This is a genomic window from Brevibacillus sp. JNUCC-41, from assembly GCF_014844095.1.
Lineage (GTDB): Bacteria > Bacillota > Bacilli > Bacillales > DSM-1321 > Peribacillus > Peribacillus aracenensis.
Genome location: NZ_CP062163.1, coordinates 18,460 through 32,804, shown reverse-complemented (window position 1 = coordinate 32,804; position 14,345 = coordinate 18,460). Strand labels below are relative to the sequence as shown.

Below are 14,345 nucleotides of genomic sequence, written 5' to 3'. Positions count from 1 at the left end.
ATGACAAGGAAAAAACCAGTGGTCATCGGAGTTACCGGAGGGTCAGGATCAGGTAAAACAAGTGTTACCCGTTCCATTTTTGAATTCTTTCAAGGACATTCGATCTTGATGATCGAACAAGATTATTACTATAAAGATCAAAGTCATTTGCCTTTTGAAGAACGGTTGAAAACGAATTATGATCACCCTCTGGCATTTGATAATGATTTGTTAATCGATCACATTAACGCATTGCTGCGCTATGAAACGATAGAAAAACCCGTTTATGATTATTCGATCCATACGCGTTCAGAAGAAGTCATCACAGTGGAGCCCCAGGATGTCATCATCCTTGAAGGGATTCTTGTGCTGGAGGATGAGCGCCTCAGAGACCTGATGGATATGAAGCTTTATGTTGATACGGACGCAGACTTGCGGATCCTTCGTCGGATGACCCGTGATATTAAAGAACGCGGCCGTTCCATAGATTCCGTCATCGAGCAATACATCAGTGTCGTCCGTCCGATGCATAATCAGTTCATAGAACCGACGAAGCGCTATGCCGACATCATCATTCCAGAAGGCGGTCAGAACCATGTGGCTATTGACCTTATGGTGACGAAGATAAAGGATATACTTGATAAATCGTTGATATAATAACATTCTAATTAAGATTTTTATTCTGAAATGTACTGCAGCCCACCTTTTGCCCACCAATTAAAAGATGTGGGCTGCAAAATCATTAAACTGCTTGATGGATTTTATTTGTTTATCTTTACTTATATGTGCGTATACGTCTAATGTGGTCTTTATAGATGCGTGTCCCAGCCTTAATTGAATTTCTTTAACATCTATCTCTGCTTCTATCAATAAAGCCGTGTACGTGTGTCTGAGGCCGTGTGGAGTGATCTTGGAGACACCTGCTTTTTTAGCATAAGTATTTAATTTATATCCAAAATTTCTTGCTGGTGTTGGGTGACCGGTTTTATCAGAAAAGATAAAGTTTAAATCTGTATAATCACTTCTATTTTTCATCTTTAATTGGTTTTGGTGATGACGCCAAGATTTCAATTGTTTAATTACTTGTGGGGGAATAGGAACTTTACGTTTAGAACTTTGGCTTTTAGGTTCTGTTAATACATACTCGTTTCGTAATCCTTTTTTCTGGAATAATGTCTTATTTACATTAAGTGTCGCACTTTCAAAGTCGATATCATCCCACTTTAAACATATAGCCTCACCAATCCTTAATCCAGAAAAGGCTAATAACAGAAAAAGAGTTAATTCTTTTTCTTGATTTTTATCACGTAAACAATTCAGAAATAAATTAAGATCTTCTTTTTCCCAATACTCAATATCCTCTTTTTCAGTCTCAGTGTATTTCTCTCTAGGAAGTTTAGCCTCAACGATTGGATTAACTTTAAAATACTGATCTCTTACTGCTTGTTTCATCATCATTGAAAATACTTGATGAATTGCAATTAAAGTATTCCTTGCATAGTGTTCGCCCATTTGGTTAATAAAGTTTTGATAAAAGGATAAGTTGATTTTTTTTATCTGGATTTTTCCTATTCTTTTTTTGATTGCTTTAATACTATCTTGTCTACTTTTCCATGAACTTTCTTTAATAGTATGTTTATAAATGTTAAACCAAATATCGAGATATTCCTCAACCGTAATGGAGTCATTTTTCTCAAAAAAATCATTATCTATGTTTAACTCTACTTCTGAAGCTGCTATTTGGGCTTCTTTTTTTGTGCGAAAATTACCTTTTGACTTTTCTCTCTTCTTACCAGATACAGGATCTATATATTTGATTCGATATTCCCATTTGTCATTTCTTTTTCGAAAACTTGCCACTTTATCACTCCTTACTCAAAACTTCTTCTTGTTTGAATAACCTTCCCTAATATTTTCACTTCTCTTGCAGGTACCAAAATTGGCTGCATAGATGGATTAGAAGGAATGAGCATACACATTTCATTTTCACATTTAACTCGCTTTAGGGTTGCCTCAGTACCATCGATTTGGACTAGTGCTATATCAGATGATGTCACCTCTTGTTGATCAACTATTATTACAGTATCACCATTGAAAATCCCATCACCAATCATACTATCTCCTTTAACTTTTAGACTGAAAGCTTGTCTGCCTCTAAGTAATTCGGATTCAACAATCTCATAACCTTCAACATATTCTACGCTCTCGATAGGAATTCCTGCAGCTGTAGTGCCCAATATAGGAACTTTAACTTGATCAGAAGAGTAATCTACTTTTTTTGTTTCATTTACTAATAATGGTGCGGTCCTCATAGTTCTATAGTTATCAGAAAGCATTGCGTTTTTATCAACAGGTTCTAGTAAATCCTCTTCCTTATATTGTCCTGAAAGAAATAAAAGGTCTGATGTAAAAACTCTTAATGATTTAGATAACAAATCCAATGTGTCGTAGGTTGGAACTTGGGTGCCGTCTTCAATTCTGGAGATTGTAGTTTGAGAAACGCCGGAAACCTCAGCTAATCTTTTTTGCGATTTAAAACCTTTTGCTCTTCTTAATCTTCTAAAAAAATCACCGAAACTTTCATCTTTAATATCTACATCTACCATGATTTCGTATCTCCTCATCTATACCATCTTTTTTAACTAATTCGATTATATAATAAAATATTTCGTGCGCGCAATTATATTCGTGAATAAACTTGTAATTCTTTTTTGATGCGTGCTATATTAAATATGCGAGAACGAATAATAATTCGTCAGCGAATAAAAGGTGGTGTACTTTATGAAGAAAAAAACTATCCGTTTGAAAGTCAAAGAATTAATGAAAGCTCAGATTGACTTTGAAATCAAAACTGATGCTGAACTGGCGGAGAAGATGGGTATTTCGCCAAGTCAAGTCTGGAGAGCAAAGTTAAGTCCTGAAGATGACCGTTACAATAGTCCAGGCAATCAGTTTATTGCAAGTGTACTTTCATTGTTTGGAGAACCATTTGAAAAGTTTTTCTACGTTGATGGTATTGATAATGATGCGGGGTGAAAAACATGAAAATTGAACTTGAATCAGGTGATGTTGAAAAGATTACAAACGATGTAATTGAAAAAGTCAGTAACGCATTAATACCTAAACTTGAAGCGCTGATAAAGTCAACTGTAATGCCAGATCAATTGTTAACAAAGAAACAAGTGTATAAAGAAATATTTAATTGTACCCCCGAAACAGCAGAAGAAATTTATTTTTGTCAGCCTGACTTTCCTGTTTTTGATACTCCTGAAAGACTGGATGGAACTAAAACTCAACGAAGATACTCCAGGAAGGCAATTGAAAAGTGGATCGCATCTAAAGTAAAGGTGGGTGGAGAGTGATGAACGAACTAATCAGCACAATTAACAATGACCAAAACGAAATCCTTGTTAGTGGTCGTGATCTTCATGAGTTCCTTGAGTCAAAGGAAAGATACTCAAAATGGTTCAACAGAATGTTGGAGTATGGCTTTACTGAAAATATTGATTTTACATACGGTCAAAAAAGTACGGTTGTAAATAACGGTGCTGTAAGGGTATTAGATGACCACTTTCTTATGATAGACATGGCAAAAGAAATTTCTATGATCCAGCGTACAGTAAAAGGCAAACAAGCCCGTCGGTATTTCCTTGAATTAGAGAAGAAATGGAATAGCCCAGATATGGTGATTAAAAGGGCTCACGAATTTTTAGAAAAACGCGTGGCAGCATTAACAACTGACAATTTAGTCCTAAATCAACAGGTAAAAGAATTACAGCCGAAAGCATCCTATTATGACATGGTGCTACAAAATAAATCTTTATTGTCCGTTTCAAAAATCGCAAAGGACTACGGAATGAGTGCCGTTTCTTTCAATAAAAAACTTCATGCTTTAGGTGTCCAATATAAACAAGGGGACATTTGGTTAATGTATGCAAAGTATCAAGACAAAGGTTATACGCAAACCACTACACATGTTATTGATGCCGACAAGTCAAAAATAAGCACCAAATGGACACAAAAAGGAAGGCTTTTCATATATGACCTATTAAAAAGAGAAGGAGTTCTCCCGGTCATTGAAAGAGAAGAAAAGGAGGTTGTTTAAATTGGGTATAGTCATGGTTTACGGTTTCGTAGGGGCACTGCTGTTTTTAGGTGGATGCATGTGCGGCAGCTCATTGACCGCAGGGAGATTGAAGGAGGTGAGAAGCAATGAAAATCAAGTCTAAGTATTGGTTAGCAATGACTGAGGCTGACCGTTACATGGAAATTTATCGGGCTTATGTAAGAAGTCAGGGAGGTGTATCAAATGGATGAAGTTAAAGTTTGGTTTATGACTGAAGAAGAACGATTGGCATACATTGAAAAACACCCCATTGTTCCTTTAACGGAGAAACCTAATAAAAGTGGGGCGGCTTTTTCAAACATTGGTGCTTATGGTGAGCGCAAGAAAAAAATGAAAGGGGCTGGACCGATTGGAAAGAACAATTAAATCATTTGAGGTAATTGCTGAAGCAACAGAACCCTTTATTTTTACATTCGAGGTGGGTAAGGAATTCGGCGGCCAAGCTGTGGATGACATTATCGAACACGATGGAGTGTTCAAGTTGTTTAATCGCAATGATGAACATATCACTGAAATTCAATTGCCTGTAGTCGGTGTGAAATACGAATATCCAGTTAGTGAGGTGCTGTAAATGCAAGTGATCTTTAAAACATTAATACTTAACAATTTTAAATCCCACCGTGATATCACTGTTAACTTTGGCGAGAGAACAGATATCACGGGGGACAATGCAGAGGGGAAGTCCACAGTTTGTGAAGCTCCCTCATATGTATTGTACGGTACAGATGCTCTTGGTAGCAAATTAGACCCTACGCCGATTACTTACGAAGCAGAAGAGACAAAGGTTTCACTTTTGTTAGAAGTTGATGGAAAAGAATTAATGCTTGGGCGCAGCCTTAAGAAAAACAAGACTACTTATTATGTAAATGATGTACCTTCAAAAGCTGGGGAATTTAATGAAGTGGTTGAGAGATTATTCGATAAGGACTTGTTCCTTTCCCTGTACAATCCAAGTTACTTCCCATCTATGCATTGGGAGAAACAACGGTCCATGCTTTTGCAGTATGTCACTTCCCCAATAAATAAAGATGTATTAGAGCATATGCCGGACGAGCAAAACAAATGCCTATCAGCGTTAATAAAAAAACATAGATTAGAAGATATTAAAAAAATACATGCCGAGAATAAAACCACCTTAGATAAAAAATATATTGCTGCTCAAAGCCGGACAAAGACTTTGAAGGAGCAACTTGATCAATTGCCTAATGTAGGAGCTCCAATTGAATCGTTAAAAACCGAGCTATCTCAAATAGATAAGCAGGTAAGGGAGAAAGAAAGTTTGCTAGATAAAGCCTGGGAAAAGAACCAGGCCTATAACTCTCTTCAAGCAAAAATCCGGAATCTACAAGAGCAGGTTGAAATGTCAAAAGAACGTTGGCCGTTACTTAAAAACGAAAGAATTGAAAACAGCTGCAGGACTTGCAACCGTCCACTGGATGAAGAAACTGTAAAGGTTGTAGAATCTGATAAAGAAAATCGCATTAAGGAATATAGAGCCAACCATGAAAGGCTACGGAAAGAACGCGACGACCTTAAGGACCAACTTGAAGAAATGGAATTTGTAGATGCTACTGAATTAAGAAATGAAATTCGTGAACTTGATCCTAAAGGGACACCACTACGAGAAGCGATTAGAATACATGGTCAATTTGAGAGGCTACAAGAACAAGTCAGCCAAGCAGAAGTTGATGAAAAAGCAACACTTGAATCCCTTAATGAGTCCATCTTCATCCTGGACAGCGTGAAGGCATTCAAAGCCAAGGAGGCTGAATTACAGGGTGAAAAGGTACAAGCCCTGTTTGAAACATTATCTGTCCGTCTTTTTGAAGAACAAAAAAATAGTGAGATGAAAAATACCTTTGAAATCGAGCTTGATAAGAAGCCATATCGCAAGCTTTCAACAGCAGAAGGTATAAGGGCTGGACTAGAACTTCGAGACGTTCTATCACAGCAGAGTGAACTCATAACACCTGTTTTTGTAGATAATGCCGAATCGATCACAAGCTTTAAGCAGCCTGTTGGTCAACTAATCGTTTCAAGAGTAGTTGCTGGTCAGAAATTGAATATTGAAGGGGTCGATGCGGAATGAAATCAGGCAGAAAGCCCACAGTTAACCAACGTAAAGCAATGGAATGGGCAGGAGTGAAAGACACCAATCAATGGTTAGTTGTTAAGAACCTCCCTGGAGAGCTGCACACCGTCCACCGGTTTACAGGTCAAATCAAGGAGTTGCCCAATGGCTGACTTAGAACATCCGATTGTTACTGAAATCAATAAAACCGGCTATGCAAATCTTGTTGCACAGCCGGAGCACTTCGGAACTGATTATTTTGGAAATGAAGTCCTTAAAGGGGATTCAGTTGTACTTGATCCAAGCAACGGTGAAATGGTTCTGGAAGATAGTTTGGAAGATTACTTGATAGAAGTTAAGGGATTTCAATTTAAAACAGCAGATTAATAGGAGGACTTAGAACATGGCAAATAACAAATCCATTGCTACGCAAAATACGGAGCTAAATGAACTACATCAAATTGGGGATTTCGGTGTCAACGAACTAATGACAATGAAGGAGACTGTTGGCAAGGATTTAACCATTCCACAATTCAATCTGTTCATGTACCAATGTAACCGAATGAACCTTGATCCATCTTTAAAACATGCATTTCCAATTGTTTACGGTGGGAAAATGGACATCCGTGTTTCTTACGAGGGACTTAAATCATTAGCCCAGAAATCGGAAGGGTATCATGGCATCTTTTCTCAGGTGGTCTGCGAAAACGAGATTGATGATTTTGACGTGGTCCTAAGTGATGAAGGTGAAATGGTGGGAGTAAAGCATAAACCGAGATTTCCGCGAGGAAAGGTTATGGGTGCATACGCAATCGCAAAGCGAGAAGGCAGGCCGAATTATGTTGTATTCATGGATGTTTCTGAGGTTCAGAAATGGATCAAGGTAAACGGGAAGTTCTGGAAGCAAGATAACGGAGATGTTGATCCAGACATGTTTAAAAAGCACGTTGGAACTAGAGCTATTAAGGGTCAATTTGATATAGCTGATGTCGTTGTTGATGGTATGGAGGCTGCGGGTGAATCGAATTCAGTCCCTGAATATAAACCGCAGGAACGTAAGGATATTACTCCCAACCAGGAAGTTATCGATAATCTTAAAAAGTCGAGTAAGCCAAAGAATGAAGATTTGGATGCCATTGATGAAGCCAAAACAGAAATGGTAAAGAAATTCGAAAGACTCGGCATTCCTAAAGGAAAAGCCCGAACAGAGTACATTGAAAAGAACGCTCGGGACATTAAAGGTGAACCAACATTACCGCAGCTACTGGGATTACTTGAATTGATGGATATGCACATTGACATGCAGGATGCACAGTTTGCTGATAACGATGAATTGGAATGAGGTGGAGTAAATGAAGCCAGAAAAACTAGACCAGTTCATGTACGCAGTAATGAAAGAAGCTAGAAGGAATTCGCTAATGGAACTTCTTGATACATGGGAAATTAGTGAAAGCGAATATGAAGAAATTAAAGAATGGTTTTGGAAAGAACATAAGGTGAATTTATGAAAGTTGACATCTTAGCAAGTGGTTCAGGTGGTAACGTAATTGCTGTTCGCTCCTCTGGGAATACCATCTTAGTAGATGTAGGAATTCCAAAAACACAGATTGAAAAAAGGCTGCTGGATGTCGGGATTCGTCCTGACTCCATAGATGCCATTTTAATAACACATGCACATTCAGATCATGTAAAAGGTCTTCCGTTGGCCAATAAATTTCAAATTCCCGTTTTTGCAACTGAGGGTGAATGGAAAAGCATTAAGGGAGTAAATAAAGAATTGCAGAACATTATTGTTGGCAACATGTTAGTAAGTGATTTTGATGTAACACCATTTAAAGTTTACCATGACGCTTTCGAGCCTATAGGATACGCCATAGTAGATAAGGTTGGAGATAAAGTTTCTGTTTGCTTGGACACCGGAATGGTAGATTCCGTAATGATAGAGACCATGAAATATAGTGAATTTTTTATCATAGAGTCCAATCACGATCCAATCATGCTCGAGCATTCCAATTATCCGAATGCAACAAAGGCACGTATTCTATCTGACATAGGACACCTAAGTAATGCACAAACTGCTGAGGCCCTTACTAAGCTAGTGAAGGGTGTTGGGGAAAAGATATATCTTACTCACTTATCCAGCACCAACAACATGTCAGAGTTGGCTAAATTAACGACCATAAGAGCCCTTGATAAGAAGGGTTATAAAGCAAATGAAGATTATGAAATCGAGGTGTTTTAACACCCAGTGATTATAAAGAACGGATGAAGCTAAATGGCAAATCCACAAACCGAAAATGGATACACAAGAATTGCTAATGAATTACTTGAACAAATCATGAAACTTAGATTAAACGGTACCCAATTTAGAATCGTATTGGCTATATGGCGTTATACGTATGGTTTTAGAAGGACAGAACATTCCTTACCTCTTTCGTATCTTGCAATGAAAATAGAGGCTAGTAAGGGACAAACACAAAAAGCATTAGATCAGCTTATTCAAAAAAGAATAATCTCAATTACAGAATTTGATATAAAAGGGGGCAGGAAATTGGGAGTCAATAAAAACTATGAAGAATGGGAATCCGGAGAAGGTCAAGTCCAAGCTGACCCTAAGCTGGTAAAGCCTAAGAAAGTGGCCAAGAAGAAAGTGTATGAAGAGGATAACACTTATTACAAAATGGCTGTTTACTTCCACAACCTGGTCAAAATCGTTGCCAAGGAAGCTGGTATTGAACATCTAATTGCCAGGGCTAACTTACAAACCTGGGCAGATGATTTTAGGAAACTGGTTGAACTTGAAAAGATAGACAAACGCCATGCAAAAGATGTTATGGATTGGGTTGTAACAGATGACTTTTGGAGAACGAATATTTTATCGGCTTCCACATTTAGAAAGCAATTTACAAAACTGGCTATGAAAATGGCAGGTCAAAAGAAACCTTCTAAACAACAAAAGCAATTTGATCCACGTGATAAAGATATTGAATTCCAGAAGTGGATTGCTGAAGGGAAGAATCCAGATGATTTCAACTGGAACTGAAATGGCTGCCGAACAATCGGTTTTAGGAGCAGTCTTCTTGGAACCAGATGTTCTTGATGAAGTCACATTCTTGGAAGAACGAGATTTTCTTATACCTAAGCATAAAGAAATTTATAAAGTAATGAGATTCCTAGAAAAGCGCGGAAAACCAGTGGATATCATTACGGTAACTGAGGCATACGTTAAGTTTGGGAATATCGAAAAAATTGGCGGTGTTCAATACCTATCTGAATTAGCTGCATCCTGTCCAACTACAGCAAATGTTAAGTACTATGCTGAAATGATTCGATCAAAGGCTATGGAACGTAGGATTAAGAATACTGCACAAATCATAGAAGGCATGTCCAGGAGTGATTATGAATCGGATGAAGAATTCTTTTCATATGTAGAGCAATTGGTGACCGAATTAAGGCCAATAGATAATGCCAAGATGCTCAGTTTTTCAGAATCCAGGGAAGAGTATTACACGCATCTGAAAACGCCAGCTGAGTTTATTAAGACGGGATTTTCCGAATATGACAAGTGGGCACAAGGAATATGGAGAGGTTGGCTTTTCGTTAGTGCTGGTAGACCTTCAGTTGGAAAAACAGCATTGGCTTTACAAAGGATAAATGGTGTCGCTAAGCAAAAAGAAGGTGTCGTGCTTATTTGGAGTCAAGAAATGAAAAGGGATTCTTTAAAAGATCGGATGATATCAGCTGAAACAGGTATCCCTTTCCAAAGAATCAAAATGAAAGACTTGAATCAAAAAGAGCAAAAGCTTGTTGATATGGCTTATGACAATTTTGAATACCTGCCAATCTTCATGCAGGATAGTTCCGGAGTAACCATTGATGAAATCAAGGCTACTGCCAAGCAGTTTAAGAGGAAGCATGGGAAGATTGCCATGATTGTTGTTGATTATTTACAGATCATGAACATCCCTCAAACAAAAGGCGATACCAGGGCCTTAGCCATTGGAAGAGTCACAGGTCAGGCTAAACAAATAGCCATGGAACTAAACTGTTGCTTTATGATGCTGTCACAAATGACTAGGGATTCTGATAAGGGTGGAATTCCTAGAAGGCCGGTGTTAGCTGATTTAAAGGAATCAAGTTCTATTGAACAGGATGCTGATGTAGTTGAATTCCTTTGGAGTGAAGGTGAAAGGACCTCTCAAGGAAAGATCATTAATCAAACTTTCGCAAAAGGTCGAGATATCGGTGTGAATGAATTTAAATTACTATTCCTTAATTGGAAGCAGAAGTTCACTGAGGTGCCGAGAGAGGTAAAGCAGGCATGAATTTGACACAAGCTACCAATCAACAACTCTATCAGATAGCTATAGATAAAAATAATAGATTAAGAGAACGGTACGAAGCTGCACGTTTGCTACAGGAGAGGAGAAAAATGAATGCGTTTTGTGGGAATAGACCCATCAACTAAAACCGGATTTGTTGCAATTAATCAGGGTAGTATCGTTCTAAAAGATAAGGAATTAAAAGGCATCAGCTCCGAGGATCCAAAAAGAATGTCCACACTGATTGATGAGGTAATGGCCCATGTACGAATGGATGACATTATTTGCATAGAAGGCTTTCCTTATGAAACTCAGAGGGCCATGTTCGCAGGAGGCTTGCATTGGGGAATTCGTAACGCACTATACAAACGAGGGATTACATACTACGAAGCTGCTCCTAATGCTGTAAAAAAGTTTGTGAATGTTACTGGATGGGTCGGGGAAGTTGGCCATAAAAAACGACTAACTGGTCCAGAGAAAAAGAAAGTAGTCATGAAAGCTGTAGAAGAACATTTTGGCTTTGTTCATAAAAGCGACAATGTAGTAGATGCTTATATTCTTGCTGAAATAGCTAAAGATATTTGGACGGTTGAAAATGGAAAAGAATGTTCGATTAACTCGGGATTCTTACCAAGCTATCAAGCTGAGGTTATAGATACCATCTTAAATCCAGTTGAAAAGCCTAAAAAGAAAAGGAAAAAGAAGGTGGCCAAAGTATGACGCCCAAAAGGAAACGTCGGTTAAAAAAGTCTTTGGTCAAAAGAAAAAAGGATCGTTTAAATCGTGCTTGGAGGAACATTTTCGTTAAATCGGGTTATTTGGAAGATGCACAATAGACACAAACTGTGAGGTTAGAGAATACCTGAAATTACGAATTATTTTTACTTTTGGTTACGAAACGAATAAAGATAACGGATATAAATATCGCTACACTGAGAAAAAAAATCGGGAAGAACGCTGTATTGATGATATGGCTATATATCCATGTATCATACATTAAACTCACCTCAGTTTTTGTTAAAGTCCATATTTTTTAAAGAGAAAAGTACCAGCGACAATAAAGAGAAATACAAATATGTAAATTAAAAAAACTCTTATTAGGATAGGTAGTCGTTTTATATTTTTCATCATTTTAATAATATGGCTCTTACAATTGATGATTATTCAAGAATCAAACTAATAGCTGACAGTACGAATACACTATGCTTGTTGAACTAAACTGCCCCTTTAGTTGCATAAAGACTTAAAGGCAGCTTCGATTTTCAGCTAATGCACCCGTTATTAAGGAATCTTGTAAAGTTGACACAAATTGTGAGGTATTTTCGGACTAAAAAAAGACCACGACATGTGATCTTTTAATATAAAGATAGAATGAAGCCCAAGGAATTTCTCGGGATATAGGATTATTTTGATATGTTTCTTTGAAATTGGTACAACAACTTATCTAACTCTTGACTTGATTTAACAGTTTCGGGGTGAGAAAGGCCATGTAACATACCAATTTCAATTAAATGGGTTCTCAAGTAATTAATCTTACTTTTCATTTCGTTAAGAGATAACACTAATAACCATAACCTTTCTCTAGTTAATATATAGTAACCATTCAAAAAATTGTTTAAAAAGTAATTATATACAAATAAAAACGATGAGGAAAGACCTAAAAAGTGTGTAAATATTACCAAAAAACTTTCCTGCAACTTGACCTTCCGTACAGTACGAATAAACAAGGAGGTACACAATATGGCTTATTCCCGAGAAGAACAAGAAACTTCTTTGGTTTTTGACAACAGTACAGGCGAGTGGACCGTTTACTCTACTGTGCCGAAACACATTCGAAAACTCTCTAATTTAACAGAGTTAAACGTCATAGAATCCGAAGATGATAGGCCGATAGCTGTTAAGGGAACTTTGACGGAAAAGCAGGTCAGCATGAAAAAGGAACGGGTCTATACAGATGAACAGAGAGAAAGAGCTGCTAAAAGGCTTTCTAAGGCTAGAAACGCTTTATAAATACAGGAAAACAGAACTTTGAATCCAATTTGAATATAAAGGGGCTTTTACTATGACAAATACTAAATTGAACGTATTATTCAAGAAAATGCAAAAGGATGACAAAAAGGAAGTCCTGGAGTTTCATGTGCAAGGCAATGAGCTGCCAAACACTCAGGAGCTTGTCGGATTAGCTGGATCGATCGTGATTTTAAATGTGGAAGAAAGCGATGCAGGAACATTCAATGCAGAGTTTGTATCTGTACAGAAGGATTCGAAGAAAACCACGCTCAAATTTAACATAAAAGGCGATTCGGATGAAAAGGTAATCAAACTATACCCACATGCTGGAAGAAGCGTCACATTGTTTATGGAACCTTCACAAATGTCTGTAGATGATTTCTATGAAGAAGATGAACATGAAGGTATTGAATACAAGATTAATAAAGATGGTACCGCGAATGTTTCTCCAAATCAAATGAGTATAGATGATGTGGACCAGGAGGAAAAGAGCGAGGTTCAAGAAGAACCTGACAAAAATGAAGACGATAATGATGATCCATTTGCTGCTAACTTGAATGACGATGATTTATTAGATTAATTTAATTGGCTCTGGGCTCTTGCCTGGGGTACCTCTGAGAAGATGGAGGAATATCATGAGCTTTGAATTACCTGAATTAGATAGAAAAGCTACTCAAACAGCTGTTGAGGCAGAATTAGAGAAATATCGCTTATATAAATACCTCATTTTCGAGGAAAGGGAAGCGGCCATTACAGCAAGCCCAGAAATTAAGTATCATGGACCAACTAATCAAACCGGGGACCAGACTGGGAGCATTGCTATTTATAATGCGGATCAGCAGAAATATAGAAAAGACTTTTGTGAACGAATTGAAAGGGCCGTAAGTAGGCTTCCGAAAATGGAAAGGTTTTTAATTGAAGAAAGATATATGTCAAAGGATGGGGATTATCTTACTGATTTCAATGTTTATTGCCACAAGTTTCAACCTCCTATAAGTGCCATGACATATGCTAAGATTCGATGGAAGGCATTTTATAGACTAGCTTTAAATTTAAACATTGCAGTTACAAAGTATACAGATTAAAGCCACTTGGAAGTGGCTTTTTCTATTTTCATAGAGAACGAATAATTTCTTTTTCCTGTTCATTTTGAGCGATAAATAGTAAAAATTCTTTACCTAAACTTTTATTTATACAGACGTTTTCAGGTGTTGGTTCTATTTTTCCGAGTATAGCGCCATGTCTGCCCATGATATCAACAAGATATAGGTTTGATAATTTATTATAAATACTTTTGGAAATAGAATCATATTCACTACCTTCAAAGTAGAAAGTTGAAGGATATATGTCATCTAACCCTGCAATGTAATAAAGGGTTCTTATGTCAGCGTATCTTAGTCCTCGTAAAATATCAAAATAGTGTAAAACAATACTTTCCTCAAATTTTTGTTCTATGAATACATTTTGAAAACCATTCAACAGATAATTAATTTTACTATCCTCATGGTCTTCTATTAAATCTGAAATAAAGATAGGCGCAATTCTTTTTTCCATAAATTCTTTGGCCTTTAAATCACTTTGTAATAAGTTATTAATTTCGATTAATTGATTCTTGGATTCCCTAATTCTTTTTTCAGCTCTACTAATTTTATAGTTTTGATTTAATTCACCTATATATGGTGCCATTGATAATCCGTAATCTATTACTTCAGTTGCTGCAGGCCCAATTAATTCTTTTACAACACCAACAATATCGGTCATTTTTTTCATTTTATCTTTCCTCCAATTCTGTTTATAAATCAATTCTACATATAAAGTAGTAAATAAATGATAAAAA

At 37.0% G+C, this 14,345-nt stretch carries 23 protein-coding genes; 19 read left to right on the top strand and 4 right to left on the bottom strand.

Features of this window, described 5'->3' with window-relative positions; genetic code table 11:
- Nucleotides 1-636: a uridine kinase gene (gene udk, locus JNUCC41_RS00220; protein WP_192205798.1), complete on the top strand. Its 636-nt coding sequence runs from the start codon at nucleotides 1-3 to the stop codon at nucleotides 634-636.
- Between the two features lie 60 nt (nucleotides 637-696).
- On the opposite strand, the gene JNUCC41_RS00215 is transcribed toward udk, so the two are convergent.
- Nucleotides 697-1,839 carry a site-specific integrase gene (locus JNUCC41_RS00215; RefSeq protein WP_192205796.1) on the bottom strand — a complete coding sequence of 381 codons (1,143 nt, stop codon included), beginning with the start codon at nucleotides 1,837-1,839 and terminating at the stop codon, nucleotides 697-699.
- An 11-nt stretch (nucleotides 1,840-1,850) separates the two neighbouring features.
- Nucleotides 1,851-2,585: a helix-turn-helix domain-containing protein gene (locus tag JNUCC41_RS00210; protein ID WP_192205794.1), complete on the bottom strand. Its 735-nt coding sequence runs from the start codon at nucleotides 2,583-2,585 to the stop codon at nucleotides 1,851-1,853.
- Between the two features lie 175 nt (nucleotides 2,586-2,760).
- Here JNUCC41_RS00210 and JNUCC41_RS00205 point away from each other — a divergent pair, with 175 nt between their 5' ends.
- The 15 genes from JNUCC41_RS00205 (at nucleotide 2,761) to JNUCC41_RS00135 (ending at nucleotide 11,218) form a co-directional block, all read left to right on the top strand.
- A complete protein-coding gene (locus JNUCC41_RS00205) occupies nucleotides 2,761-3,015 on the top strand; it encodes a hypothetical protein (protein WP_192205792.1) in 255 nt (84 codons plus the stop codon).
- 5 nt (nucleotides 3,016-3,020) lie between these two features.
- Nucleotides 3,021-3,341 (top strand): hypothetical protein, encoded by a 321-nt coding sequence (locus JNUCC41_RS00200; RefSeq protein WP_192205790.1) that lies wholly within the window; start codon nucleotides 3,021-3,023, stop codon nucleotides 3,339-3,341.
- Complete coding sequence (locus JNUCC41_RS00195; protein WP_192207981.1) at nucleotides 3,341-4,084, top strand: phage antirepressor KilAC domain-containing protein; 744 nt, start codon at nucleotides 3,341-3,343, stop codon at nucleotides 4,082-4,084. Before JNUCC41_RS00200 ends, JNUCC41_RS00195 begins: the two co-directional genes overlap by 1 nt.
- A gap of 1 nt (nucleotide 4,085) precedes the next feature.
- Nucleotides 4,086-4,208: a hypothetical protein gene (locus JNUCC41_RS27000; protein ID WP_286182272.1), complete on the top strand. Its 123-nt coding sequence runs from the start codon at nucleotides 4,086-4,088 to the stop codon at nucleotides 4,206-4,208.
- A gap of 80 nt (nucleotides 4,209-4,288) precedes the next feature.
- Nucleotides 4,289-4,471, top strand: coding sequence for a hypothetical protein (locus JNUCC41_RS00190; protein WP_192208354.1), 183 nt, complete (start codon nucleotides 4,289-4,291; stop codon nucleotides 4,469-4,471).
- On the top strand, nucleotides 4,455-4,676 hold the full coding sequence (locus JNUCC41_RS00185; protein WP_192205788.1) for a hypothetical protein: 222 nt from the start codon (nucleotides 4,455-4,457) through the stop codon (nucleotides 4,674-4,676). The genes JNUCC41_RS00190 and JNUCC41_RS00185 overlap by 17 nt, the downstream gene beginning before the upstream one ends.
- Entirely contained in the window at nucleotides 4,677-6,194 is a 1,518-nt protein-coding gene (locus tag JNUCC41_RS00180; RefSeq protein WP_192205786.1) for an AAA family ATPase, read from the top strand.
- Nucleotides 6,191-6,349, top strand: a complete 159-nt coding sequence (locus JNUCC41_RS00175; RefSeq protein ID WP_192205784.1) for a DUF6906 family protein — start codon at nucleotides 6,191-6,193, stop codon at nucleotides 6,347-6,349. Before JNUCC41_RS00180 ends, JNUCC41_RS00175 begins: the two co-directional genes overlap by 4 nt.
- A complete protein-coding gene (locus tag JNUCC41_RS00170; protein ID WP_192205782.1) occupies nucleotides 6,342-6,563 on the top strand; it encodes a YqaI family protein in 222 nt (73 codons plus the stop codon). The genes JNUCC41_RS00175 and JNUCC41_RS00170 overlap by 8 nt, the downstream gene beginning before the upstream one ends.
- Nucleotides 6,564-6,579: 16 nt before the next feature.
- Nucleotides 6,580-7,518, top strand: coding sequence for a recombinase RecT (locus JNUCC41_RS00165; protein ID WP_192205780.1), 939 nt, complete (start codon nucleotides 6,580-6,582; stop codon nucleotides 7,516-7,518).
- A gap of 10 nt (nucleotides 7,519-7,528) precedes the next feature.
- Nucleotides 7,529-7,684 carry a hypothetical protein gene (locus tag JNUCC41_RS00160; protein WP_192205778.1) on the top strand — a complete coding sequence of 52 codons (156 nt, stop codon included), beginning with the start codon at nucleotides 7,529-7,531 and terminating at the stop codon, nucleotides 7,682-7,684.
- Nucleotides 7,681-8,418, top strand: a complete 738-nt coding sequence (locus JNUCC41_RS00155) for an MBL fold metallo-hydrolase (protein ID WP_192205776.1) — start codon at nucleotides 7,681-7,683, stop codon at nucleotides 8,416-8,418. The genes JNUCC41_RS00160 and JNUCC41_RS00155 overlap by 4 nt, the downstream gene beginning before the upstream one ends.
- A 33-nt stretch (nucleotides 8,419-8,451) precedes the next feature.
- A complete protein-coding gene (locus JNUCC41_RS26575; RefSeq protein WP_228467472.1) occupies nucleotides 8,452-9,219 on the top strand; it encodes a replication protein in 768 nt (255 codons plus the stop codon).
- Entirely contained in the window at nucleotides 9,200-10,501 is a 1,302-nt protein-coding gene (locus tag JNUCC41_RS00140) for a replicative DNA helicase (protein ID WP_192205774.1), read from the top strand. Before JNUCC41_RS26575 ends, JNUCC41_RS00140 begins: the two co-directional genes overlap by 20 nt.
- 111 nt (nucleotides 10,502-10,612) lie before the next feature.
- The gene (locus JNUCC41_RS00135; RefSeq protein WP_192205771.1) at nucleotides 10,613-11,218 is read left to right on the top strand and encodes a hypothetical protein; all 606 of its coding nucleotides are present in this window, start codon (nucleotides 10,613-10,615) and stop codon (nucleotides 11,216-11,218) included.
- A 683-nt stretch (nucleotides 11,219-11,901) separates the two neighbouring features.
- Here JNUCC41_RS00135 and JNUCC41_RS00130 read toward each other — a convergent pair.
- Complete coding sequence (locus JNUCC41_RS00130) at nucleotides 11,902-12,042, bottom strand: aspartyl-phosphate phosphatase Spo0E family protein (protein WP_192207979.1); 141 nt, start codon at nucleotides 12,040-12,042, stop codon at nucleotides 11,902-11,904.
- 196 nt (nucleotides 12,043-12,238) lie between these two features.
- Here JNUCC41_RS00130 and JNUCC41_RS00125 point away from each other — a divergent pair, with 196 nt between their 5' ends.
- Genes JNUCC41_RS00125 through JNUCC41_RS00115 form a run of 3 tightly spaced genes read left to right on the top strand, consistent with a single transcriptional unit; the run spans nucleotide 12,239 to nucleotide 13,593 of the window.
- Nucleotides 12,239-12,508, top strand: a complete 270-nt coding sequence (locus tag JNUCC41_RS00125) for a hypothetical protein (protein WP_192205769.1) — start codon at nucleotides 12,239-12,241, stop codon at nucleotides 12,506-12,508.
- Nucleotides 12,509-12,560: 52 nt separating this feature from the next.
- Nucleotides 12,561-13,088 carry a hypothetical protein gene (locus JNUCC41_RS00120; RefSeq protein ID WP_353618311.1) on the top strand — a complete coding sequence of 176 codons (528 nt, stop codon included), beginning with the start codon at nucleotides 12,561-12,563 and terminating at the stop codon, nucleotides 13,086-13,088.
- Nucleotides 13,089-13,143: 55 nt separating this feature from the next.
- On the top strand, nucleotides 13,144-13,593 hold the full coding sequence (locus tag JNUCC41_RS00115) for an ArpU family phage packaging/lysis transcriptional regulator (protein ID WP_192205767.1): 450 nt from the start codon (nucleotides 13,144-13,146) through the stop codon (nucleotides 13,591-13,593).
- 28 nt (nucleotides 13,594-13,621) lie between these two features.
- Here the strand turns inward: JNUCC41_RS00115 and JNUCC41_RS00110 are convergent, their stop codons facing one another.
- Entirely contained in the window at nucleotides 13,622-14,278 is a 657-nt protein-coding gene (locus JNUCC41_RS00110; RefSeq protein ID WP_192205765.1) for a hypothetical protein, read from the bottom strand.
- Nucleotides 14,279-14,345 lie beyond the last annotated feature (67 nt).